The following is a 22,948-nucleotide window of genomic DNA, read 5'->3' on the forward strand; positions in this document are numbered from 1 at the left end:
AAGGGAGTTCATGGAGCCTTGAGGAACCATGGCTACCTTAACCCACCTGTAATTCCTCCTAAACTCCTCCTCACTAAGCTTAAGTATATCAACACCCTCGAAAATAACCTCACCACCAGTCACCCTGGCGTTCTCCTCCCATGACCTAGTTATCACCTTAGCTAACGTTGACTTACCGCTACCTGTCTCACCAACTATGGCTACTGTCTCACCCTCATTAACACTAAAACTAACACCCCCAAGTGCCTTAACAATACCCCTAGTGGTCACGTAGTTTAGGCTAACACCCTTAACATCAAGAAGCACATTAATCACCTTCTCAACCTAGGGTTAACAATAGGCTCTATTGCCAATGCGGTCACTATGAATGTTACGGCAACAAGCGTTATCAATATGCCTGGTGGAATAACCCACCACCACATACCTGTCTCCAAGGCACCATACTCTTCAGCGTAATAGAGTATTGTACCCCATGTTGGGTAACTTACGCCAGCTAGGTTAAGGAAGTTTAATGATGAGAGGGTTAGTATTGCTCCAGGCACATTAACGACTAAAAGGTAAAGCATGTATGGGGTTATTTGAGGCAATACGTGGTTTCTAAGTATCCACAGGTTACTGGCCCCTGAGGCTTTAGCTAAGTCAATGTATGCTGCTGTCCTTATCTGCATTGAAATCGATCTAATAATCCTAGCACTACCACCCCAGGCTAATACTGCTAAGTAAAGCATGGCATCCCATATGTTTAAATGAAGGAGTATTGATAGTACTACCAGTATTACGAATGATGGTATCAATATAACCAGGTCAGTTATCCTAGTTAAGACTTCATCAACAATACCCCCCATGAAGCCCGCAGCTAAACCAACTCCAACTGCTATAACTGTAACAAGCAGTGCGTAAACTATACCAATCTCTAGGCTTATTGGGAAGCCAGCCAGTAGTCCTAACCATAAGTCATGGCCAACGGTATCAGTACCCATTAAACCATAGGCGGTACCCTCTAGGGCAACCTCAACAGGCTTTGAATCACCTGGGCTTGGTAAGGAACCGGAGGTGGGCATTAATGTTATAGTTATGGTATACTTACCGTAAAGTGACTTTACATAGTTACCAACTACACTCATGAATACGTACGGGAATGCTGAGGAGCCTATTGGTATGTTTAAGGCATATCCGTATTTTGAGGCATAGAATTGAATTATCTGACCCTCAACCTGATACATGGTGCCAACCTCAGTGACCCCTGAACCTAATTGAACAGGCCCAATCCGTAGGGTTGATCCATCAGGCCTATTCACAGTTACGTAAGCAACCATGCCAGTACCACTGAGAGGTGGTTTCAGGACTATGAAGAGATCATTCCAAGGCTGCTTATAATAATTATATACACTGAAGCTTACCGTTATTGATGAGGATGATGCCTGCGTTATGCTACTACTTATAACCTCTGGTGCATATGCATTACCTGTAAACACATTAAGCCACACTGGCGGCGCATCCTTTGGGTAAATTTCCCAATTCGTCGGCACATTCCACACCTCACCGAAGTTGGGTGGTATTACTATTGCCGCATATATTGATGCACCTATTAGGATTATAAACAATGCTAGGGATACCTTACCCAGCGTTGTGGATAAGTAGCCGTGAGCGAATTCACTTAGGGACATTCCCATTATCCTAACTTGTGATGACTTAGCCATCATTAACCACCTGCGCTTTCCCTTATCCTTGGATCAAGCACATAGTAGAGTATCTCAAGTATGAATACTAGGATTATGTAAAGTAACGTAGACATGTAGGTTACGGCTAATATAACCGGCATGTCTGGTGATGGTACACCAACTATGGCTATGTTAAGGACATAACCCAATCCCCACCAATGGAAAACCGCTTCAGTAAGCAGGAATCCGCCGAAGAGCACGAATGGTATTGTTATGAATATGCTAGTCAATATCTGCGGCATTGCAGGCCTCATAATATACCTATTAACTATGTGACCTTGTGGAAGACCCTTAACCTTAGCGAAGAACACGTAATCCTCCCTAGCTATATTGAGGACTATTGACCTAGCGAAATATGCCCAACCACCAACATTAACTACTAGTACAGTAACCATGGGTAATACCATGTGGTAAAGTAAATCAATGAGTATTGACGGGGTTACTAATGCCTTAAATGGATTATAAAGCCACATGTTGTAGTATTGGCTACTCACAATACCTCCATAAGGGAATGTTATTGGGGAGTGCATTAGTCTTAAATCCACCGCGAAAACCAGTATCATTAATATACCAACCCACCATTGTGGAATACCATTATCCACAGCACCGTAGTAGGTTACAGCCCTATCGTAAAGAGTGCCATACTTTAAGGCGGCCCTTAAGCCAAGCCATATGCCAATAACGGCACTAAGCATTATACCTAAGGTATCAAGAATCACTGTCCCAGGTAGCGCCGACATTATTATTGATACAACCCTACCTGAGGGTACACCATAGGAATTGGGGAAGTAAGAGAAGCCCCAGTTAAAGGACAGTATATTGTAAAGTATGAAGAACACCCTCAGGAAGACAGGTTGATTTAAACCATAAGCAGTTTCCAATTGGCTAATGAGCTTCTGCCTTAATTGATCAGCCTGAGCAGGCGTCATAGGGTGATGGAGCATTAAGGCTGCAACCTGTTCACTGGCTTCTCTTTCAATATTACTCTTAAGTATTTGCGACGCTGGACCAGATAAAACAGCTGCAATTACTATGAGAACCACGAGTAGTACAATAACTAGGTTAATTAGCCTTATCGTTAAGGCCCTGAGTAAACCCATACTCATTGCCCCTTGGTGCACTTATTAATAAGCTTTACCACGCATAAGTCATATATTTTAATTTTTACAAAACATTATTATCTAAATTTTATTTTAAATATTAGTGATTAGGCGATTAAGAGCTTACAATTATGGTAGTCTGATACTGCGCTGGTATTGCCACTATACTTGTGTAGTATAATACCCATAGTGAGTATGTTCCTGGTGTTAGTGTGCTTGTTACGCTTGCCGGTATTGTAAACGTTATCGTGCCAGCTGTTCCGCTTACAGTACCATTATACTCCCCTGAGAACACCACTACACCACTTGGTGATACTAAGTAAACGTAGGCCTCAGGTATACCTGCTGGGTCGTATGTTGTTATTGTAAATGTTGCCGGTTGCCCGACAGTCATATTGCTTGGTGTAACCAAAATAACGCTAGGTACTAGGTTTCCTCCTGGTGGCATTGTGGTTACGCCTAGTTTAGCATATATTTGATTGAACCAGTAGGTGTAGTTGTATGGGTAGCCGCTCCACTTTACTAGTGTTGCTGACTGTGGTGATACCGTTACAATATTCTTCAGTATGTATGGGCCATTACTTATGAATAAGTTACCGTAGGTGTTATAGAAGTTTAAGGCATCCTCATAAGCCTTAATGGCTGTTGCAGTGGCGTTAGGGCCTAGGAAGTTGTAACCATTAATAATAGCCCATGAGCCATTATCCCAAATGTAACCAGTCTTAGTCCAATTCTCAAGCACACCAGCTAAGTAGGCGTTAACACTTGGACTCCTTAAATCAAGCTGAGGAATCTTAAGTGACTCAGACTCACCAGTTGAGAAGGCGTACTTACCTTGTGCATAGGCGTAAAGTTGAACAGCCTGAATTGGCCATGGATTAGCGAATGTTGGGAATCCTGGGGCATAGAATGATGCAACAAATGCCGGTATTGGGAACCAGTAATTACCATAAACCACCACGGTACCGTTGGGGAAGAATTGTAAGCCGGCTATTGCTGGGATTTCTGATGATAATGCTGAACCAATATCACTGGCTGCAGCTTGATTGGGACCTAGATCTGGTGCCCCAGTGGTTGTTGTTGCGTATAGGTCGAACCAAGTGTAGTAGTAGAATATGACGTCAGCCATGCTTATTGGTTGACCATCCTGCCAATACTGCCCTAACCAAGTACCATTGAAGTAGAAGCGTACAACATCCTTAGCGTAGTGGCCTGAACCAACATTAACCCACTTCCTAAGCGTGGCATTCCAGACCACTGCATTGGCTGGTACTGGGAATACTGCTGAACCATTTGGACTCATCTCAACACTCCAAGAACCCCTAAGTGGCATTGGTAAGCCATTGAACGGGTTATAGTAGTAGAATGGGTCACCGATCCAGCCTTGAATAACATCAACATCATATACCCAAACCTGTATATACCAATTATAAGTATTCCAGTCCTGCACTGTAACATGACGCATACCAACCTTAAGCGTGTCAGGATGCAGTGTTGAGTAGGCGAATTTAACGCCAAGAGGCCACTCTAGGCCGAAGACACTGGGCATGTAGTTCTGCACTGATGATAATGCTGGGTATGGGAACCTATTGGCTACTTGCCAAACCCTAACAGCCTGCTGGAAGCAATCGAAGAGCGTTATCTTTGATATGTTAATGAATTGACCCATTGAGGTGAAGTTACCTATGGCTACTTGGTACGTTAATGAATCAATAGTGGAGTTAGTGTACTGCCAGTAGCCAGATGTCTGCCAGCCTGGCATGTCAGTTGTCCATGATGCGCAGAAGCTTGCACCGGCACCAGTATCCCATGGTTCTGGTGTAATTGACCAGCCCTCAGTGTAAACCTGCCAAGTCATACTGGCTGGGTTACTACCGTATACTGCAGGTATTGCTGTTGAACCTGGCCCAAGCTCAATATTAGTGGTGAAGCCTAGGCTCTGTAACTCACTGGCGAATGCCTCACCCATGGCATACCTGTATGGGTCATCATTCCTAATGAATAACGTAATGGTTACTGGCTTAGGTGTGGTAGAGTTTGGTGAAATATAGTACCACTTCCCACTAACGTAAAGTATCCTACCATGCCAAATTGGGTCAGTGGCATTAATCTTATTGAATAATGCAAATATTGACTGGTTAACGTAACTTGGGTTAAAGTGAATATTATACTTAACAATATCTGGGAATATTAACATGTAACTATCCATGCCGAACACTGACGGCCAGGCAAGCATTGGTGAGGCTAAACCATGGAAAACCTGACTAACAGCATAACTCCTATCCACAAGGTAATTCATAAGGAACCTAAACTGCCAATAAGCAAAGGGGTTAAACGTAGTATTACTTGGATATGGGTTAAACAGTAAATCATCAGCACCAGTTAAAGCAGGAGAAACCAAAACAACACCAGAAATAGTAGACAATTGAGAGAAAACATTAGGCGGAATAACGAAGGGATTCAAATACAAGTCAATTTCATCAGTCTGCAGATACTGAGGCACTTCACTTGGTGGCACTTCTAGTATTTGAACAGTCTGAGGCATTGGTGGTGGAGGAACAGTAGTAGTGGTTACTGTTGCTGTAGTGCTTGTAGTTGTTGTTGTTACTGCGGTTGCTGTTACTGTTGTTGCTGTGCTTGTTGTGGTGGTTACTGTTGTGGCTGTTGATGTTGTTACTGTTGATGTTACTGCTGTTGTGGTGGTTACTGTGGTTGCTGTTGAGGATACTACCGTGACTGTTTTAGTCGGTGGATGAGTAACATAATAACCCACCAAACCACCAGCCAAAGCAACCACAACAACAGCCACAACCACAGCAGCCAAAACACCCCTAGACACACCAACATTCCCATTTCCTATTGCCAGTGACATGAACTGATACTGAAGAACCACGGTTTAAAAGCTTTATTGCAATGTCTTATATACTGCCTTTTGAGTAAAGTTTTTAATTATTTGAACCTTGTGCCTTGAAGTGGTATTGCTGGAAGTTAGAGGACTCAGTGTAATCTACAGGACTCTCTTCGGTACTGTTAAGGCGCTTGATGATGTTTCCTTCACACTGGATAAGGGGGAATCCATTGCAGTGGTTGGGGAAAGCGGTTCAGGTAAGTCAACGCTGGCTTTAGCCATAAGTAGGCTGCTTCCACCAAACGCTAGGTACGTGAGCGGGGAGGTTTTGTTTGATGGTATTAACCTAGTTAAGCTTCCGCAAAGTAAACTGAGGATGATTAGGGGGACAGGCATATTTATGGTTTTTCAAGAACCAGCGAACAGCCTTAACCCAGTGTATAAGATAAGGGATCAGTTAATTGAGGCAGTTAGAGTTAGGATGATTAAGAGCGGGGAAGCATTTGATGAGGGTAAGGCACTTAAGGAGATAATTAGCACATTAAGGGATGTGAGGATACCTGACCCCGAAATCATAATTGATAGGTATCCTCACCAGTTGAGTGGTGGGCAGATACAGAGAGTTATGATAGCTATGGGGCTATTGATGAGGCCTAGGCTATACATAGCTGATGAACCAACCTCAGCACTAGACGTTACCGTGCAGGCTCAGATACTTAAGTTGCTTAAGGACTTAAAGAGTGAGTATAACTTGTCAATAATATTCATAACCCATGATCTAGCCGTTGCCTCGGTAATAGGGGATAGGATAATGGTAATGTATGCTGGGCAAATTGTTGAGGAGGGGAACATAGATGATGTGGTGACTAAACCATACCACCCATATACCCAGGGCTTATTAGGCAGTTTACCGAGGATCAGTAAGCATGAGGGTAAGTTACCGATAATAGGTGGATCAGTGCCCAGCTTAATTAATCCACCTAGTGGTTGTAGATTCCACCCAAGGTGCCCATATGCCACTGATACTTGCATTAAGGTTGTTCCACAGCTTAAGATTACTGATAATAGGAGAGTGAGGTGCCACCTCTATGCCTGAAGTGTTGATTAAGACTGAGGGGTTAACTAAGTGGTTTTTAGCTAAGAAGTATGGGTTATTGGAGAAGATTTTCAGAGAGAAGCCAGTATATGTTAGGGCTGTGGATAAAGTTGACATAATTGTGGAGAGGACTTTGACAACAGCCCTTGTTGGTGAGAGTGGTAGTGGTAAGACAACCCTCGGTAGGTTATTAACAACACTGGAAACACCTACGGCTGGTAAAATATTCTTTGATAGTATTGATGTTACTTCCCTTAAGGGCGGTGACTTGAAGAAGTTTAGGTCAAGGGTTCAAATGGTCTTCCAGGATCCATACTCAAGCCTAGATCCAAGGATGAAGATTAGAGACATTATTGCTGAACCCCTACTCGCTAGGGGGGTTAAGGGAAGGGAATTGAGGGAAAGGGTACTTAAGATCATGGAGGAAGTTGGGCTTGAGCAATCCCTTGCTGAAAGGAGACCAAGTGACCTTAGTGGTGGGCAGAGGCAGAGGGTGGCTGTTGCTAGGGCAGTGATAAGTAATCCTGAGTTCATTGTCCTTGATGAACCAACCTCTGCGCTTGACGTATCCACTCAATCGCAGGTACTTAACCTGTTGGCTGAGTTGCAGGAAAGGCATAAGTTAACTTACTTATTAATAACGCATAACATATCTGTGGCAAGATACCTCAGTGATAGGATAATGGTAATGTACATGGGTAAGATTGTGGAGTCCGGTGAAACATCAAGTGTATTAAAGGAGCCTCAACACCCCTATACTCAAGCCCTCATAGAATCAATACCAGATGTTGGGAAGAAGGATTTAAAGCCACCTACTGGTGAAGTAGGTAGCCTAATTAATCCACCTAGTGGTTGTAGATTCCACCCAAGGTGCCCATTCGCCATGGATATTTGCCGCAGGGAGGAGCCACCCATGATTGAGGTTAAGAAGGGCATATACGTGGCATGCTGGCTATATGCAAAGAGGTAGTATGATTCTAAGACCAGTTGTTACTAAGACATTGATTAAGGCTCTTATACCACTACTAATCATTTTACCATTATTGAATTTAAGTAGGTTAACTTCACTGCTTATTTTCACATCAATATACTGGATGATGATTGTGGTCTACGTATTATTTAAGCGTGCTCATTCTTATGAAATAACCAGCGACTATATTGAGTTTAAGGGACTAATGAACAGGGGGATGAGGGTTAAGTATTGGGATATTGAGGATGTATTCGTTTCACAGGGCCCATTGGCTAGGTTATTTAACTGCGGCTCAGTCATTATAGTGACCTCCAGTAGAAACTGGCAAGTGGTAGTAATTGGGAGTGGTTATGGTGTGAGGCTTTGGGATGTGAGGGAACCTTGGAGTGTGCAGAGACTTATTATTAGTAGGCTGAGGGAAATGGGTTATCATCAATAGTTTATCCTACCCACTAAAATATCCTGTAAACCATCACCAACCAGTGCGAAGCTAAGGGCAATTATCGTTATCACTAGGCCTGGGAATATTGAAGTCCACCAGTAAGCTGGTAATTCATTTAACCCAGCACTAACCATCTCACCCCATTCCGGCGTTGGTGGCTTAATGCCAATACCTAGGAAGCCTAAGGTGGCGTAGGTTAATATCACATTACCAAAGTCTAAGGTGGCGTAGGCGAGGACAGGATCTATTATGTTTGGGAAAACATGCCTCATCAGTATCCAAAAATCACCTAACCCAGATAACCTAGCTGAATCAATGAAGTACCTACTCTTTATTGAGAGTGTCTGAGCCCTAGATAACCTAGCGTATATCGGCCACCAAACTATTATTAAAGCCATCATTGATTGGAAGTACCCTGAACCTATAAGTATTGTTAATGCGAGTAACAGTATTAAGCCTGGTATTGATAAGAACGCATCCGTTATCCTACTAATAAGCTCATCAATCCACCCACCATAGTATCCAGCTAATATTCCTAGTAAGCCACCTATCACTATAGCTGATAAAACGGTTATTATGCTGACTGAAGCATCAATAGGTGCTGCGTAAAGTATCCTACTAAGTATGTCCTGACCCTCAGCGTTTGTGCCAAGTAGGTACTTGAAGGATGGTGGTTCATTACCAGCAGCTAGGTTAACTGCCATTGGGTTATGAGGCAGTAGGACCCAGCCTAGGCTTGGATGCCTAGTCACTGAACCAATTATCTGGAGTGACCCCTCAATGATGGACCATACTAGGAAGAGCGCAATTATGATTAAGCCTATTGCTGATAATGGATTCCTTAGAAGCACCCTCAGGGTTAATTTAGGGTTCTCAAAAACAGCAACGGACATGCCAATCACCCTACTCAAGCCTTATTCTTGGATCAATAACTGCGTAAAGTAAGTCAGCCACTAGGTTAGCCACCATTATTGATATACCCACTATGAACGTGAAGCCAAGTATTGTTGGGTAATCTAAGTTGAATAATGCCTGCGTGGTGAACCACCCCATGCCATGGTACTGAAATATATCCTCAATAACCACTGCGCCAGCTATTGAGGTGGCGAAGGCGAGCACTGCAATGGTTACTATGGGTATTAAAGCATTTCTCATCGCATGCTTATATATTATGCTCCTATCAGGTAAGCCCTTCATTATTGCTGTCCTTATGTAATCCTTATTAATGACGTCTATCATAGTGTTTCTCATTAACCTGGTTATTAATCCGAAGGAGACTAGAGCTAGGGAAGTGGCTGGTAGTATTAAATGCCTAATCATACTGACGAAGTATGGCCAATCATGTTCAATTGCTGCATCCAACAGTGGCCATCCAGTAATAGGCTTAGGTGGAGTGTATATTGGGTTAACTATACCTGTGGCTGGTAGTAAGCCAAGGTAGTAGGCAATCAGCAGCTGCAGTAGTATGGCTACTAGGAATGGGGGCATTGACCACGTAACCAAGTACGTTATCCTTATTGCATAATCAGTACTAGTATCCTTCTTGGCGCCAGCCACTGCACCAGTGAATATACCAATGATGAGAGCTACCACTGTACTGGATAGGACAAGTTGAAGAGTATAAGGTAAGTACATGGCCATTACCTCCAGGACAGGCTTCTTAAACATTGTATCAACGCCAAAATTACCTGTAAACACATCGGCTACATAGTTTATGAATTGTATGTAAAGTGGCTTATCAAGCCCATAAGCCTTAATAACCGCTTGAAGTGCCTGTTGCGTAACCCTGGCTCCAACCCATATCCTCGCTAATGCATACGGTGATGGTGCAAGCACGTGAATGAGCGTGAAAACTATGGCTATTAAAAGCAGTAACGTAATGAGCATGTTTATGATCCTCCTAGTAACATAAACTGCCATCGAAGACATAAACACCGTAAAGCCATGCTGTATTTAAGTTTTATTCATAGGTTACTATTACGTGGCATTACTAATGAACATAACATGGGCATTATCTTAATTACCAGGAGAGAGTAATAGCATTCTTAGCAATATTAAGGAGATCCCCTGGCTCTGCCACTATGATACCACTTATTATGTCCCCTTCCTTAACATTAAAACTCTCCATTGCTACTTTACACGCCATAATCCTAACATTCTTCCTCATGGCGTCAATTAACATATTTCTTACGCCTTCACTTAGCTTTTCAAATACACTCCTCTTAATAATCATTACTGAGTATAATGCAAGGTAAATGAAAACCTCATAACCTAGTGATGATGCAATTAACGCGATTCTTAGCATTGCTTGAAGCCTATCCTCTTCTGATGGAGATATTGTAGTGAAGAAAATAACCTTACCTTTATTCTCGCTCATTGCATTAACGTGCCATTACATTATATTTAACTCTTGTTTCACATTAACTCACTCCATTATCATGCATTAAGCTTAAGGTTTAATCTAGTGAAAAACCATGAGCGTTATTAATTTTAACTAATACTTAGCTCTATAATATTAATTCATAAGTCATGCCTATAATTCACTATGGTAATCTTAAATACTAGCACTTACTCTAGAATATTCACCCAGTTTTTAAGCTGCAAGTAATACACTTATGAATATATGTAAGATTACTGTGGCTAGTGGTAAGAAGCAAATTAAAGATTTAATTTATAGTCATGTGTAATACCTTGATGCACTTAAGGTAAGCCTATCATTCTTGCTACATTATAAATGATTGGTGGTTTCCAGTAAATTGCGTTACGTTCTCTTAAAATGCCTATTATCCATATGATGAAGAATGCTAATCCAGCTAAGTAGTATAATACCGTTACTAATATATGAATAGGCAATATTAGTATGGTTAAGAAAGATAATGCACCGAGTATTATATCTATGACTATTATTATGATTCCAAAGGCTATGCTTAAGTATGACCAATGCTTAACATAATCTGAGTTAGACCTCATTACTATGCCAATTATCCCACCAACTAATGGTATTATCCATGCTACTAAAGCCCAAGTATGCTCATCTCCACTTGGCTGCGACATATTAGATTAAATAAGAATAGTAATCCTTTATAAGTATTTCCAATGTTACTTGGTAGTAATAACAAAGTTTTTAAACTCATAAAAATCAATTACAGATGTCTAAAAATATAGAAACCACGGTCTGTCCTAGATGTGGTTATGCTAATAGGGAGGGGAAGGGAAAATGCCAAGTATGCTATTACGAGTTTGGTAGGAATGATCAATTGGAGGAGCAAGCTCTCTATAGCCTACCCCTTGTGCTCGATTTAAATGGTGAATGGGCAGGTAGGTTAATTATAACTAACGATAGATTCATACATTGGGGATTCAAGAGTTATCAAGCCACATCATCTATTACAAGCATACCTTTAAGTCAATTATTCTTAGCCGATGTGATTAAAGTTTTTAAAAGGAATAAGTTCTTTGCTGATCGCATTATCGGCCTAAAGAACGGCACTTATAAGGGTAAATTATTCTCCGTAAGTGATGCTGAGTTAAATAAGCCATTGAGGGAATTGATGCCTGAACTCCGTTCACTCTCGCTTAATGAGGAAGTAAGGGGTGGTTCCCCTGCACTTGCGAAGCACGTGAATGTGGTTTACTACTCTGACGTGAAGGTTGTGAAACTGTATGATGTACCAACTCCAAAAGGATGGTGGGGATCCCGCACAGGTGAATTAATAGGACTAGAGCTGCATAAGGGTGAGGGCCACTTCTCTCTCATAAATGGCTATATAATACCCTTTAACCTAAGCACAGAGGAGGTGGCTAGCATGTTGAGGAGGACTCCTTTAGCGTATTGTGAATTTAAGTTCGATAAAAATAAAGTATTGTAAAACTAAATATCGCTATTCTTTATTTAATCTAAAGGTTTAATGTACAATCTTAGTATAATCAAGTTCGTTTTTAAATAATTTAACTTATGAGGAATGTTACCTGGTGGCCCCGGCCGGGATTTGAACCCGGGTTACGGGCTCCACAGGCCCGCGTGTTGTACCAGGCTACACTACCGGGGCCTTTTACGCGCTGTACTCAGTTAACCTTAATTAGTTTTTTCCTTCATGAAGGGACTTAACTAACTCCCTAATGCGCGCTAAGTGCTGGTTTAAGGGTTAATTACCAACATGGCGCTGTAATTGGAGTTAATTAAGCTAATTAATCATTATAGGTTATCAGGAGTTAATTATCGTATTAACCCAGTTAAGTAATATTACTTAAGTGCATACGCCACTTTTATAGATTGCATCAACTATTAGGTTCAGTGGATTATTCTTAATAGCCCTAATCCAATAATCCTTATCCCCTGTTATTAAGGTCATTAAGTTAACTAAGTCAATAGGGTTCTTAACATCATTTATTGATTCCATACCAAGTGTTAGTATTGCCTTAGTTGAATAATCCATAATATCTAAGGCTACTCTGCTTAAATCCCCAATTAAACCCCTCCTGATGAATGGTAACGCAACTAACTCAACGTACTTACCTTCCTCCTCAATAATGGATAACTGCCTCCTACTGGGGTACTCTGGCCCAGGTAGTATTGTAACCACGTCAACATTATCGTTAGCTATATACTTATTCAATACATACCTATTATTACCCTCAATGAACACTATGGTGAACGGCGCCCTTCGCCTTAGGCCGCGGACCTTCCTAAGGACAAGTAAATCATCCCTCACTCCCTTAATCTTAGCTAGTGAAACCACTGCAATATAGTTAAGTCTCACTAGACTTCGTAAAACGTAATCATCACGGGTTGCTAGGTGCGTTTCTATGAACATTCATGATCACCAACTTTAAGGTGAATTATAAGCGTTTTCCCTAGTACCTAATCCAACGCTGAACTCAGTATACTGAACCACCTATAAGCTAGAGCGTTGATTATGCATGCTAGGGCTTTAATCCGTTACGAGGAAATCGCTTAATGTACTCGTATTACTGCTTAAATTATATTCAATCCTCTTCCCTCTTCTTAAATCCTTAATCATGTATATTGACCTTGGGTACCTCCTATAGCCAAGCTCCCTATAGTACTCCCTTACACCTACACCTGATATCACCGCAATCCTTAATGCGCCATACTCCTCAGCCACCTCCTCAGCCTTGGCCATTAAGGCTCTTCCGATTCCCCTATGTTGCCACCAAAGTTGATTAATGGGCCTGCTTCCTACTATGACTTGCGGACCATATACGTGAAGTTCCCTAACTAATGCTGTTCTTCCCCTTAATTCAGGCCTATGAGGATTACCAGGTATTCTAAGCCTTAACACCCCGTACAACGTATCTGAATCATCAATAACCTCTAGGTATACTTCATCACCCCCTGAAGCTTCATAGTTAATTCTATTAATCCTAAGCACGGTAGCTTTAGGTAATTCACCACTCTCAAGTATCCTGTGCCCAACTTCACGGCACCTTATTTCAAGGCACTTAAGCCCCATTTGCCTCATTCTGGCCCAAACCTCTTCCCTTAGGTTACCTATCCTTGGCCCATCAACAACCCAATGCAGTGGTATATCCCTACCAAACCTCATGACCCTAACCCACCTAGGCACCTTAGCCATTACCTTAGCCAGTAGCGTGAGCCAAGTATCCTCACTGTAGCTTGAGTACTCACCCCTACGCCACATTTCATAAAGTTCAGTACCCGGTACTACTAGTGTTGGGTATATTTTGAGGCAATCAGGCCTAAAGTCTGGGTTACTGAATAACTCATCAATCATTGCTAAGTCCCTATCAGGATCTGAGCCTGGTAAACCAGGCATAATGTGGTAGCATACCTTATATGCCGAATCCTTCAATACCCTTGTTGATTTAATAACCTCAGCAACACCATGCCCTCTCTTAACCTTAATTAACACATCATCATATATCGATTGAACACCAAGTTCAACCCTAGTTGCACCAAATCCAATAATCCAGTTAACCTGCTTCTCAAGGGCAAAGTCAGGTCTAGTCTCTATAGTTAAGGCAACAACCCTGGCTGAGGCGTTCTCATTCTTATTCTCCTCAAGCTCCAGGTCACCTATGGGGGTGGAGCTTCCCCAAACTGGGTAGTCATTTAATGCCCTATACACGTTAAGTATGAACCAGTACTGGTAATTGAATGGTAGTGCCGTGAATGTTCCACCCATTACAATAACCTCAACTTTACTAACAGGATGACCCATAGCCCTATACTGCGTCACCCTGGAGGCAACCTGCATGTAGGGATCGTAATTAACCCTAACAGCCCTCATGGGTACTGGTGAGTCAGGTAAGTAACTCTTCGGGGTGTTCATTTGTGGACCACCAGGGCAGTAAATGCACTTACCTGGACAGGGTAAAGGAGCTGTCATTACGGCCAGTGGTGTTACTCCTGAAATCACCCTTACAGGCTTCTTAACCCCGCCGAAGAACCTCTCCTTAGCAACCATACCCTTACTGCTCACTTCTTCACCACTCAGAACACGTGAATGAGAACCCCTATTTAACTACTTCACTACATTACCATACTCAACACGTTCACGAATAATTAATAGCCGTGGTGTTAGCTACAAGTGATTATTAAGGGGCTGCAGCTGGTAAAGCAGAGGTGTTTAATGGTATAAAATATTTAAAGGAGCACAGTAAATACTCGTAATGGTTAAGGAAAGTGAATCGCTTGATATTGTGCTAACAACGGATAGATCAATGATGACTAATCACCATGGTAAGGAATTTCTAGGCTTCCTCTCCACAGGCCCCATCTTCGTCTCCCTAGGTCCATTTCACAGACTCTCGGAATGGTTTCACATTTGGTTAGCGGCACCTAAGCCTAAGGTTGATAGGCTTGGCAGACCTAGGGAGGCACCTTATGGTTTAAGGAAGATTGAGGCTGCTTTAATTGATGCTGGGTTTAAGGCAGCCATCATTGACCCAGATCACGTGGCTAAGTATATTAAGAATGGCGCTAAAATACTAATGCTTAGTCACCATGATTACTTCGGCCTTAACCCACCTTCATCCACCTGGGCTGTGATAGTGGGTAAGGAACCCCTCAATGCGTACCTCTTCAGGAAGATGATGAGTAACCTTAAGCCTTACATTGATGATGCTAAGAAGACTAATGGCTTAAAGATCTTCGTAGGCGGCCCCTCAGCTTGGCAATGGCTTTACTTCCCTGAGCTCATTAATTACTATGGGGTTGACCTAGTTTTTGATGGTGAGGGGGATGTTGCGGTTGTTGAATTAGCAAGGAGGGCTCTTAATGGGGAACCAATCCCTAAGTACGTTTACCTAGGTAGGAGGGATTCACCAAGTATAGATGAGATTAAGACCATTAAGGGCGCCTCAGTTAATGGGCTTGTGGAGATTGGGCGCGGCTGCCCTAGGAGCTGCGCCTTCTGTTCAGTTACGTTAAGGGCATTACGCTGGTACCCCTTGAGTAAGATTGAGGAGGAGCTTAAGGTTAATGTGAGGAATGGGGTTGTTAATGGCTTAATACACTCTGAGGATGTGCCATTGTACGGTTCACCAACGATAATACCTAAGCCTGAGAAGTTAATTGAACTCCATAAGCTTGTTAAGAGGTACTATAAGACCCTTGCCTGGAGTCACACAACCCTTGCTGCGGTACTCTATGGTGAGAAGATGCAGGGTAAGTTAATGAGCAGGTTAGCTGAAATCATTGAGGATGAGAACCAGGACTGGTGGGGTGCGCAGGTTGGCCTTGAGACTGGTTCACGCAGGTTAGCTAAGATCATAATGCCTGGTAAGGCTGCCCCATATAAGATTGAGAATTGGTGGGATGTCGTAACGGATGCATTATCCATAATGCATGAGGTGAAGCTGATACCTGCATTAACGATAATAGTTGGGTTACCTGGGGAGACTGCTGATGACGTTAATGAAACCATTGAACTCATTGAGAGAATCAGACCTTACAGAAGCCTTGTTGTACCACTATTCTACGTACCAATGAACCACGTTAGGACTGATAAGGAGGGGTGGCTGTATAGGTATAACCTGCTCCCTGAGCATATTGAGCTTCTTAGGGTTGTGTTTAGGCATTCAGTGTATTGGTCGAGGGACATTGTGAACAAGTTCTACCTAAAGGGTCCACTACTCTTCCCAGTTAAGGTTGGGATAAACTATTTCATAGATTACATTGAGAAGAGGGTTAATGAAATTGAGGATAGGCTTGATGAAATCATTGCTAACTTAAGGAACCAGAACCTTGAGCAAAGATTCACGCCGATGAAGCTAATTCAAGAGATTAATCAAGCTAAGGCCACTAGTTAAATTCATAATCATATTAATCCTTCTTAGCCTAATCATGATTCAGTTATCTTAAGTGGTAAGCGTAAGTAATGTTATTTTCATGATGAAGCGTTATTAATTTAAATACCTAAATCACCTATTGCTGTGAGGAGTGATGAACTACGGGTCTTTCCATTGATGGGTGAAGACACTAACCGTGCTGAGTCATTACTTAGATAATGAAGCTCCTACTGCCTCTTAGTGAATTTAAACCTCTCATATATTAACTCAACTCCACTATTCTTAACTATGAACTCCGCATACACCTTAGCCCCATTAATTAGCGTGAAGTACTTGGCGTAATCACTCTTAATCTCCTCAGGAACAAGTATAGTCGACTCCTCAGTGTACTTAGTTACACTCCTCATTATTAAGTAATCACCTTGCCTAACCACACTTACCCTAACTGTGCCACCATATGATTCATAGGTCCCCTCCAACCTTGCACTAGCCTCCTCCCTCCTGAATACTTCAAGTTCCTTGCTTGGATCATGCCCAATCATCATTGTTAAGGCGTAGAGACCTATCCTGGATAATGGATAACCCTCAGCATTAGCCATAACAATTACCCCTATCTTATCACTTGGTACATAGGCCATGTATGAAGTGTAAACTAGGACTGATCCGCTGTGGCTGATGAGCCGCCTATTGAAGAATTCATCACTTACTATTAAACCATAGCCATAACCTTCATCACCCAGTGTTCTCCAGGGGACATTAATGTACTTCCTCTCAGCTAATTCCAAGTAATCTTTACCCAATACTCTTACTCCATTAAACTCACCCCTATTTATAAGCATGTTAACGTACTTTGACATGTCAATTATATTGCTTAGTAATCCTCCATCTGAGGTTATTCCAAAGGGGAATTTGCCCTTAACATGCTTCCCCTCCTTATCAATAATGTAGGGTGTAGCCTTATCCTCATCACTACTGTACTCCTCTTCCCTAAAATACGTTCTACTCATACCCAGGGGCTTGAGTATTAACTTACTCACGTAATCTTCATAGGGTAACCCAGTAACCTTCCTAATAATGTAACCGAGTAGGACATAGCCCTCATTTAGGTAGAAGAATCTCTCACCTGGCTTAGCAATAGCCCAATCTTCAGATTCCCTCATGAAGGCTATTACATCATCTGGGGTTGCTAAGGGAAGCCAGGTTTCCTCAAGTCCCAATACTCCATTTATGAAGGCTTCAGCGTAACCTAACGCCGGTATACCGCTTGAGTGAGTTAACAGGTGATGTATCAGTACTGGTTCACCCATTGGGCGTAGTCTCAATGGTACATAACGCTCCACTGGGTCCTGTAGGCTTAGTTTTCCCTCCTCAGCAAGCTTAAGTACAGCAAGTGCAGTGAAGGACTTGGTTATTGAACCAATACCGTAGGTCGTACGTGGAGTTGCCGGTAACCCCCTCTCAAGATCCTTGAAACCAAAACCCCTCGCGTAAACTAATTCACCATTCTTAACAATACCTAGGGTTAACCCAGGTATCCTGGATTCCCTCATTTTACTTATTACAAATCCCTCAAGATTACTGAAATCCATAGTACCAAACTACCCAACCTCTTAATAAATTAAGCCAATAACCCACCCTAAGGTCCCATTTTAAACAATGTTAATTTAGGGTGCTTCAACATGAATGAGAAAAGCATTAATATATTAGGTTATAGAAGCAAACCCAGGCCCCGTGGCCCAGCATGGATTAGGGCGACGGCCTGCGGACATACGGCAGAAAGCCGTAGGTCGTGGGTTCAAATCCCACCGGGGCCGCTGATTTCCTCAACATTCATTAATGATATTTACCAATGTTACTACCTACCATCACTATGATTAAACGCGCTACGGTTAAGAAACTTAGAGCAAGTAGAGAATAATCCATGAAAGATTGAAGCTTAAAAGTAAATTACCATTAGGTTTTGCTAGTGGTGCTTATCCATATGCATTAAGGAAAGGCGGTTTCCCCTTCTTGTAATGCTTTAAAGGTAGTGATTACTGCAGATAGCATGAGCCGAGATATTAGGGTTGAGGACTTAAGCCTTGAGGAGAAGGTTCAATTACTAGTTGGTGCATCATGGCATTTAAGGAGAATTCACGGCACCGCTGGTGAAACTAGGCCTGTTAGGGGTTTACCAATGGTGGCTATGGCCGATGGCCCCTCAGGCATTAGGATTGAACCTAATCCAATCAGAAGGTGGCCTGCTACTGCCTTTCCAGTACCCATTATGCTTGCGTCAACCTGGAATCCTGAGTTAGTGGAGGCTGTGGGTAGGGCTATGGGTGAGGAGGCTAGGGATTATGGCATAGGAGTATTCCTTGCACCAGGCATTAATATTCATAGGCATCCATTGTGCGGTAGGAACTTTGAATACTTCTCAGAGGACCCACTCCTGGCCGGTAAGATTGCTGTAGCCTACGTTAAGGGTGTTCAATCGGTTGGTGTTGCAGCAACTCCAAAGCACTTCGCTGCTAATGAGCAGGAGACTAATAGGACTACTGTGGACACTATTGTTGATGAGAGGACTCTTAGGGAAATTTACTTGAAGCCATTTGAAATAGTTGTTAAGGAGGCTAAGCCATGGGCAATAATGAGCTCCTACAATAAGCTTAACGGTAAGTACACTTCTCAGAATGAATGGTTGTTAACTAAGGTGCTTAGGGAGGAGTGGGGGTTTGATGGTATAGTAATGAGCGACTGGGGGGCTGGAGATAACCCTATTGAGCAGGTTAAGGCTGGAAATGACTTAATAATGCCGGGCAGTGATGAAATTGTCTCTAGGCTTATTGAGGCTGTTAAGAGGGGTGAATTAAGTGAGGACTACGTTAATAGGAGTGCAGCTAGGGTTCTCGAATTCATTAAGAGGACTCCCGCCTATAAGGGCTATAAGCCAACCAATGCCCCTAACCTTAAGGAGCACAGTAAGTTAGCCTATGAAGCCGCCGCTGAGGGCGTGGTCCTGCTTAAGAATAATAATGAAGCATTACCGCTCAATACTAATGCTAAGGTGGCCTTATTCGGTACTGGGCAGATTGAGACTAATAGGGGTGGTTTAGGTAGTGGGCACACTCACCCAAGGTACTTCATAAATATCCTAGATGGCTTAAGGAACGGTGGATTAAGGGTTGATGAGGAGTTATCATCAATTTACGTTAATTACGTTAAGGAGAACAGGGGTGAGGACTACTTATGCGCCCTGTATTATGAGGAGGCCTACTCAGAGCCCCTGCCTCAGGACGTAGTAAGTGAGGAGCAGGTTAGGAAGTACGCTGAACGCAATGATGCGGCTGTAGTGGTTATATCAAGGAATTCTGGTGAGGGTTGGGATAGGAGGGCCATTAAGGGTGATTATTACTTAACCGATAGTGAACGCAGGCTCATTGAGGTAGTCTCCAAGCAATTCCACGCATTAGGTAGAAGGGTTATAGTTGTATTAAACGTTCCATCACCCATTGAGGTGGTTAGTTGGAGGGATTTAGTTGATGCAATAATCCTAGTGTGGTTACCTGGACAGGAGGCTGGTAGAGTTGTGGCTGATGTCCTCACTGGTAGGATTAACCCATCAGGTAAATTACCCACAACATTCCCAAGGGACTGGAGTGATGTGCCGGCAGCCAAGGCTGTGGAATGTTACCCTGGAACACCTCCAGATAACCCCAAGGTGGTTAAGTACTGCGAAGGAGTTTACGTTGGGTACCGTTACTACGATAAGTATGGTATTGAACCTGCCTATGAATTTGGCTTCGGCCTATCCTACACCAGGTTCGAGTACAGGAATCTTAGAGTGACTATTGATGATTCTGTTAAGGTCTCCTTTGACGTGATTAATGTAGGCAAATACCCAGGTAAAGAGATTGCTCAGGTCTACGTTAAGGCCCCTCAAGGGTCGTTAGATAAGCCTGTTCAGGAACTGAAGGCCTTTAAGAAGACTAGGCTACTGAATCCAGGTGAAGTAGACCATATTGAATTAACAATTAACATTAAGGAATTAGCAAGCTTTAATGATGCAAAGGGGCTGTGGATTGTTGATAAGGGTGAATACGAAGTTAGGGTTGGTGCATCATCAAGGGACATAAGGCTAACCAGTAAATTCACGTTAAACAATGAAATATCGTTCAAACCCTAGCTAAGTGCTAATCTTTTATGACCATTCTCATAACGAATATTAAATATAGCGTGATCGCACTTCCCACCTTAGAATGCATTTCTGAAGCTTATTGAATAATTATTCGCGAATCCCGCACTGTCCGTAACATTTTATGCTGCTTCTCAGTGCTTTAGATCGCTTCTAAATCTTCTTAAGTGTTGTTAAGTGGGCTAATGCTGTATGCACAAGGCTTATGTGCTTTGTGGTTAATGCTTGATTAGAGGATGTTACTGTAAAGCCTATGAACTGTGGTGAGGTGTAGGAAGGCACTCGATGAAAGCCAAGCGACTAATAATCAATGGCTAACAACCACAATAAAGGTTGAACTCTTAATAGAACACTGTTATTTAGGCTAAGACCCGAATAAATGCCTATAATTACTTAGGCCTAATGCATCAGTTCATGAGTTATTGCCCAGTACTGAGTTTTAGTATGCATGGTATGTAACCCATTTGCTTAATTAATGATGCTATGAACATTGATGGGTCTTGACTTGAATTCAATTTGAAGAAGTGGCTCACGCAATTGCAGTCACTGGAGCCAAAGCCCCTAACGGCAACATCAATATTCCTATGCCTATAAAGTGCCTGAGCAACCTCATGCTCTATGTATGAATTATTAATGTAGATTAAACTGTGGAGCGTAATGTTACTGTTAACTAGAACGTAATCTAAGTGCCACCTAAGTTTACCAGCCTTAAGCATAGCTAGCTTAATGTGCCTTCCCACCCTAGTTTTAATACCCACTTTAGCTGACCCAACGTAAGCATAATACCCCTCATTTAATGTGACTTGACCCAGGGAAGCAACGTTAATTGAAACTAGTGATGAAGCATTAAGAATGAGCACATACGTTCCTCTTTCCGTGCTTAATTCATTAAATTCCGTTACGCACTGCATTAAGTGAGGTTTATCTTCCCCAAATTTAAACTGATACTATGGCTAAAGTTTACATTATTGGGGCTGGTCCAGGGGATCCTGAGTTAATCACTGTTAAGGCAATTAAACTAGTGGAATCAGCTGACGTAGTGGTTTACGATAGGTTAATCCCAGTGGATATTCTTAAACACGCTAAGGAGGGGGCTGAATTAATATATGTTGGTAAAGAACCTGGTAGGCACGTGATGGAGCAGGGTGAGATAAACGAATTGCTCCTCAGGAAGTCACTTGAGGGCAAGGTGGTCATTAGGCTTCACGGTGGTGACCCATTCATATTTGGTAGGGGTTTTGAGGAATGCCAATACTTAATTAAGAATGGCGTGGACTGTGAAGTCGTACCAGGGGTAACCAGCGCCATAGCAGCTCCAGAGCAGTACCTAGTCCCAATACTACTTAGGGGTGTGTCCAGTAGTGTTGCCTTTGTAACCGGTAGGGAGGACCCAGGGAAGGGCTTTAAGGAAGTTGACTTCAGGAAGCTAGCAGGCTCCGTTGGCACAATCGTGATACTAATGGGTGCCTCCGAGGCATGTAGAATAGCGGTGGAGCTTATTCAAGGGGGCTTAGATTCAAAGACACCTGTAGCAGTTATAACTAGGGCTTACATGAGCGATTCGAAGATTCAATTCACAACACTAGGTGAGATGGCTAATTGTGGAATTACGGTAGAGAATCCATCAGTGATAGTGGTGGGTAAGTCAGTTAAACTTAGTCCACTATATAAGGATTCAGCAAGCCCCTAGTTGCGTATGAGCTTAAGTGATTTACTAATTCTTCCCCTGAAATTGACTCAAGATCCTTATTCTTAGTTTCCTTTAGTTGAATAGTCAATAATGCACCTATTATCGACACAATTCCATATATTATCAGTAATTCCTTAATATGAGTCTCAAGTAATGGGAATAACAATAAGGTGGATAAGGCAGCCCCCGCCTTACCTGCCGCTGCTGATATTCCATGCCCCATAGCCCTGTGGCTAGCTGGATAAACCTCAGCTGGTATTACGAAGGTTGTGGTGTTTGGGCCGAAGTTAATGAAGAAGAAGGTTAAGACATAGAGTATTATCACTACTTGAATAGGAGCTAGGAAACTAACAACGTCCACTTCATTAGTCACAACTAGGGTTGAAACAATTAAGTAAAGTGCACTCATCATTATGAACCCCTGAAGCTGCATTAGCTTCCTTCCAATCTTATCTATGAGTAAGGCTGCGGTAAAGTAGCCGGGTAAACCAATTAGGAATGGTAGACCCGCTTCAAAGACCTCATGAATTATACGTAACCTCAATGTTGGGTATACGCTCACTGGTAGAAAGGTAGTCACTATTGGGCCTGAGTATATTCCTGAACCGTAGTAGGCTATGTCCATTAGGAACC

At 42.5% G+C, this 22,948-nt stretch carries 20 protein-coding genes and 2 tRNA genes; 8 read left to right on the forward strand and 14 right to left on the reverse strand.

The genetic code is table 11. The features are described 5' to 3' along the window. From Q0C29_RS09295 to Q0C29_RS09310, 4 genes are all read right to left on the reverse strand, one after another. Positions 1 to 306: ATP-binding cassette domain-containing protein (locus Q0C29_RS09295; RefSeq protein WP_292000387.1), on the reverse strand; the 306-nt coding region annotated here is incomplete at its 3' end. 5 nt (positions 307 to 311) lie between these two features. Beyond that, positions 312 to 1,700 (reverse strand): ABC transporter permease, encoded by a 1,389-nt coding sequence (locus Q0C29_RS09300; RefSeq protein WP_292000388.1) that lies wholly within the window; start codon positions 1,698 to 1,700, stop codon positions 312 to 314. 2 nt (positions 1,701 to 1,702) lie between these two features. Then, on the reverse strand, positions 1,703 to 2,821 hold the full coding sequence (locus Q0C29_RS09305) for an ABC transporter permease (protein WP_292000389.1): 1,119 nt from the start codon (positions 2,819 to 2,821) through the stop codon (positions 1,703 to 1,705). Positions 2,822 to 2,936: 115 nt separating this feature from the next. Further along, positions 2,937 to 5,693 carry an ABC transporter substrate-binding protein gene (locus tag Q0C29_RS09310; protein ID WP_292000390.1) on the reverse strand — a complete coding sequence of 919 codons (2,757 nt, stop codon included), beginning with the start codon at positions 5,691 to 5,693 and terminating at the stop codon, positions 2,937 to 2,939. 100 nt (positions 5,694 to 5,793) lie between these two features. On the opposite strand from Q0C29_RS09310, the gene Q0C29_RS09315 reads away from it, so the two are divergent. Genes Q0C29_RS09315 through Q0C29_RS09325 form a run of 3 tightly spaced genes read left to right on the forward strand, consistent with a single transcriptional unit; the run spans position 5,794 to position 8,174 of the window. Next, positions 5,794 to 6,765, forward strand: coding sequence for an ABC transporter ATP-binding protein (locus Q0C29_RS09315; protein ID WP_292000391.1), 972 nt, complete (start codon positions 5,794 to 5,796; stop codon positions 6,763 to 6,765). Continuing rightward, positions 6,758 to 7,735 carry an ABC transporter ATP-binding protein gene (locus Q0C29_RS09320; protein WP_292000392.1) on the forward strand — a complete coding sequence of 326 codons (978 nt, stop codon included), beginning with the start codon at positions 6,758 to 6,760 and terminating at the stop codon, positions 7,733 to 7,735. Before Q0C29_RS09315 ends, Q0C29_RS09320 begins: the two co-directional genes overlap by 8 nt. 1 nt (position 7,736) lies before the next feature. Beyond that, on the forward strand, positions 7,737 to 8,174 hold the full coding sequence (locus Q0C29_RS09325; protein WP_292000393.1) for a PH domain-containing protein: 438 nt from the start codon (positions 7,737 to 7,739) through the stop codon (positions 8,172 to 8,174). On the opposite strand, the gene Q0C29_RS09330 is transcribed toward Q0C29_RS09325, so the two are convergent. The 4 genes from Q0C29_RS09330 to Q0C29_RS09345 form a co-directional block, all read right to left on the reverse strand. Next, a complete protein-coding gene (locus Q0C29_RS09330; RefSeq protein WP_292000394.1) occupies positions 8,168 to 9,070 on the reverse strand; it encodes an ABC transporter permease in 903 nt (300 codons plus the stop codon). The genes Q0C29_RS09325 and Q0C29_RS09330 overlap by 7 nt on opposite strands. 10 nt (positions 9,071 to 9,080) lie before the next feature. Beyond that, positions 9,081 to 10,106, reverse strand: coding sequence for an ABC transporter permease (locus tag Q0C29_RS09335; protein WP_292000395.1), 1,026 nt, complete (start codon positions 10,104 to 10,106; stop codon positions 9,081 to 9,083). Between the two features lie 91 nt (positions 10,107 to 10,197). Next, positions 10,198 to 10,554: a DsrE family protein gene (locus tag Q0C29_RS09340; RefSeq protein ID WP_292000396.1), complete on the reverse strand. Its 357-nt coding sequence runs from the start codon at positions 10,552 to 10,554 to the stop codon at positions 10,198 to 10,200. 323 nt (positions 10,555 to 10,877) lie between these two features. Then, positions 10,878 to 11,231: a hypothetical protein gene (locus Q0C29_RS09345; RefSeq protein ID WP_292000397.1), complete on the reverse strand. Its 354-nt coding sequence runs from the start codon at positions 11,229 to 11,231 to the stop codon at positions 10,878 to 10,880. A 95-nt stretch (positions 11,232 to 11,326) separates the two neighbouring features. On the opposite strand from Q0C29_RS09345, the gene Q0C29_RS09350 reads away from it, so the two are divergent. Beyond that, complete coding sequence (locus tag Q0C29_RS09350; RefSeq protein ID WP_292000398.1) at positions 11,327 to 12,046, forward strand: hypothetical protein; 720 nt, start codon at positions 11,327 to 11,329, stop codon at positions 12,044 to 12,046. A 101-nt stretch (positions 12,047 to 12,147) separates the two neighbouring features. Here the strand turns inward: Q0C29_RS09350 and Q0C29_RS09355 are convergent. The 3 genes from Q0C29_RS09355 to Q0C29_RS09365 all read right to left on the reverse strand — a co-directional run bounded on the left by Q0C29_RS09355 (position 12,148) and on the right by Q0C29_RS09365 (position 14,626). Continuing rightward, a tRNA-His gene (locus Q0C29_RS09355) sits at positions 12,148 to 12,227 on the reverse strand. A 197-nt stretch (positions 12,228 to 12,424) separates the two neighbouring features. Beyond that, complete coding sequence (locus Q0C29_RS09360; RefSeq protein WP_292000399.1) at positions 12,425 to 12,991, reverse strand: hypothetical protein; 567 nt, start codon at positions 12,989 to 12,991, stop codon at positions 12,425 to 12,427. Positions 12,992 to 13,108: 117 nt separating this feature from the next. Continuing rightward, on the reverse strand, positions 13,109 to 14,626 hold the full coding sequence (locus tag Q0C29_RS09365; protein WP_292000406.1) for an elongator complex protein 3: 1,518 nt from the start codon (positions 14,624 to 14,626) through the stop codon (positions 13,109 to 13,111). 205 nt (positions 14,627 to 14,831) lie between these two features. Here Q0C29_RS09365 and Q0C29_RS09370 point away from each other — a divergent pair, with 205 nt between their 5' ends. Continuing rightward, entirely contained in the window at positions 14,832 to 16,472 is a 1,641-nt protein-coding gene (locus Q0C29_RS09370; protein ID WP_292000400.1) for a radical SAM protein, read from the forward strand. Positions 16,473 to 16,678: 206 nt separating this feature from the next. Here the strand turns inward: Q0C29_RS09370 and Q0C29_RS09375 are convergent, their stop codons facing one another. Beyond that, a complete protein-coding gene (locus Q0C29_RS09375) occupies positions 16,679 to 18,040 on the reverse strand; it encodes a serine hydrolase (protein ID WP_292000401.1) in 1,362 nt (453 codons plus the stop codon). Between the two features lie 136 nt (positions 18,041 to 18,176). Here Q0C29_RS09375 and Q0C29_RS09380 point away from each other — a divergent pair. Both Q0C29_RS09380 and Q0C29_RS09385 read left to right on the forward strand, forming a co-directional pair. Then, positions 18,177 to 18,265 (forward strand) — tRNA-Arg (locus tag Q0C29_RS09380). 233 nt (positions 18,266 to 18,498) lie between these two features. Next, positions 18,499 to 20,616 carry a glycoside hydrolase family 3 N-terminal domain-containing protein gene (locus tag Q0C29_RS09385; RefSeq protein ID WP_292000402.1) on the forward strand — a complete coding sequence of 706 codons (2,118 nt, stop codon included), beginning with the start codon at positions 18,499 to 18,501 and terminating at the stop codon, positions 20,614 to 20,616. Positions 20,617 to 21,044: 428 nt separating this feature from the next. Here Q0C29_RS09385 and Q0C29_RS09390 read toward each other — a convergent pair whose 3' ends face one another. Continuing rightward, complete coding sequence (locus Q0C29_RS09390; RefSeq protein WP_292000403.1) at positions 21,045 to 21,536, reverse strand: DUF123 domain-containing protein; 492 nt, start codon at positions 21,534 to 21,536, stop codon at positions 21,045 to 21,047. A 38-nt stretch (positions 21,537 to 21,574) separates the two neighbouring features. Here Q0C29_RS09390 and cobA point away from each other — a divergent pair, with 38 nt between their 5' ends. Beyond that, positions 21,575 to 22,315, forward strand: a complete 741-nt coding sequence (cobA, locus tag Q0C29_RS09395; protein ID WP_292000404.1) for a uroporphyrinogen-III C-methyltransferase — start codon at positions 21,575 to 21,577, stop codon at positions 22,313 to 22,315. Here cobA and Q0C29_RS09400 read toward each other — a convergent pair. Further along, positions 22,281 to 22,948 (reverse strand): MFS transporter (locus Q0C29_RS09400; RefSeq protein WP_292000405.1); only part of this gene is annotated, 668 nt, incomplete at its 5' end. The two genes, cobA and Q0C29_RS09400, sit on opposite strands and share 35 nt — an antisense overlap.

Source organism: Caldivirga sp. (genome assembly GCF_023256255.1).
Classification (GTDB): domain Archaea; phylum Thermoproteota; class Thermoprotei; order Thermoproteales; family Thermocladiaceae; genus Caldivirga.

Bases quoted from the DNA above. Each gene is read 5' to 3' on its own strand.
- Q0C29_RS09370 (WP_292000400.1), top strand. From the start codon at position 14,832: ATGGTTAAGGAAAGTGAATCGCTTGATATTGTGCTAACAACGGATAGA.
- Q0C29_RS09375 (WP_292000401.1), bottom strand. From the start codon at position 18,040: ATGGATTTCAGTAATCTTGAGGGATTTGTAATAAGTAAAATGAGGGAA.
- Q0C29_RS09350 (WP_292000398.1), top strand. From the start codon at position 11,327: ATGTCTAAAAATATAGAAACCACGGTCTGTCCTAGATGTGGTTATGCT.
- Q0C29_RS09335 (WP_292000395.1), bottom strand. From the start codon at position 10,106: ATGTCTTCGATGGCAGTTTATGTTACTAGGAGGATCATAAACATGCTC.
- Q0C29_RS09325 (WP_292000393.1), top strand. From the start codon at position 7,737: ATGATTCTAAGACCAGTTGTTACTAAGACATTGATTAAGGCTCTTATA.
- Q0C29_RS09390 (WP_292000403.1), bottom strand. From the start codon at position 21,536: ATGCAGTGCGTAACGGAATTTAATGAATTAAGCACGGAAAGAGGAACG.
- Q0C29_RS09310 (WP_292000390.1), bottom strand. From the start codon at position 5,693: ATGTCACTGGCAATAGGAAATGGGAATGTTGGTGTGTCTAGGGGTGTT.
- Q0C29_RS09305 (WP_292000389.1), bottom strand. From the start codon at position 2,821: ATGGGTTTACTCAGGGCCTTAACGATAAGGCTAATTAACCTAGTTATT.
- Q0C29_RS09345 (WP_292000397.1), bottom strand. From the start codon at position 11,231: ATGTCGCAGCCAAGTGGAGATGAGCATACTTGGGCTTTAGTAGCATGG.
- Q0C29_RS09340 (WP_292000396.1), bottom strand. From the start codon at position 10,554: ATGAGCGAGAATAAAGGTAAGGTTATTTTCTTCACTACAATATCTCCA.
- Q0C29_RS09300 (WP_292000388.1), bottom strand. From the start codon at position 1,700: ATGGCTAAGTCATCACAAGTTAGGATAATGGGAATGTCCCTAAGTGAA.
- Q0C29_RS09385 (WP_292000402.1), top strand. From the start codon at position 18,499: ATGAGCCGAGATATTAGGGTTGAGGACTTAAGCCTTGAGGAGAAGGTT.
- cobA (WP_292000404.1), top strand. From the start codon at position 21,575: ATGGCTAAAGTTTACATTATTGGGGCTGGTCCAGGGGATCCTGAGTTA.
- Q0C29_RS09360 (WP_292000399.1), bottom strand. From the start codon at position 12,991: ATGTTCATAGAAACGCACCTAGCAACCCGTGATGATTACGTTTTACGA.
- Q0C29_RS09330 (WP_292000394.1), bottom strand. From the start codon at position 9,070: ATGTCCGTTGCTGTTTTTGAGAACCCTAAATTAACCCTGAGGGTGCTT.
- Q0C29_RS09365 (WP_292000406.1), bottom strand. From the start codon at position 14,626: ATGGTTGCTAAGGAGAGGTTCTTCGGCGGGGTTAAGAAGCCTGTAAGG.
- Q0C29_RS09320 (WP_292000392.1), top strand. From the start codon at position 6,758: ATGCCTGAAGTGTTGATTAAGACTGAGGGGTTAACTAAGTGGTTTTTA.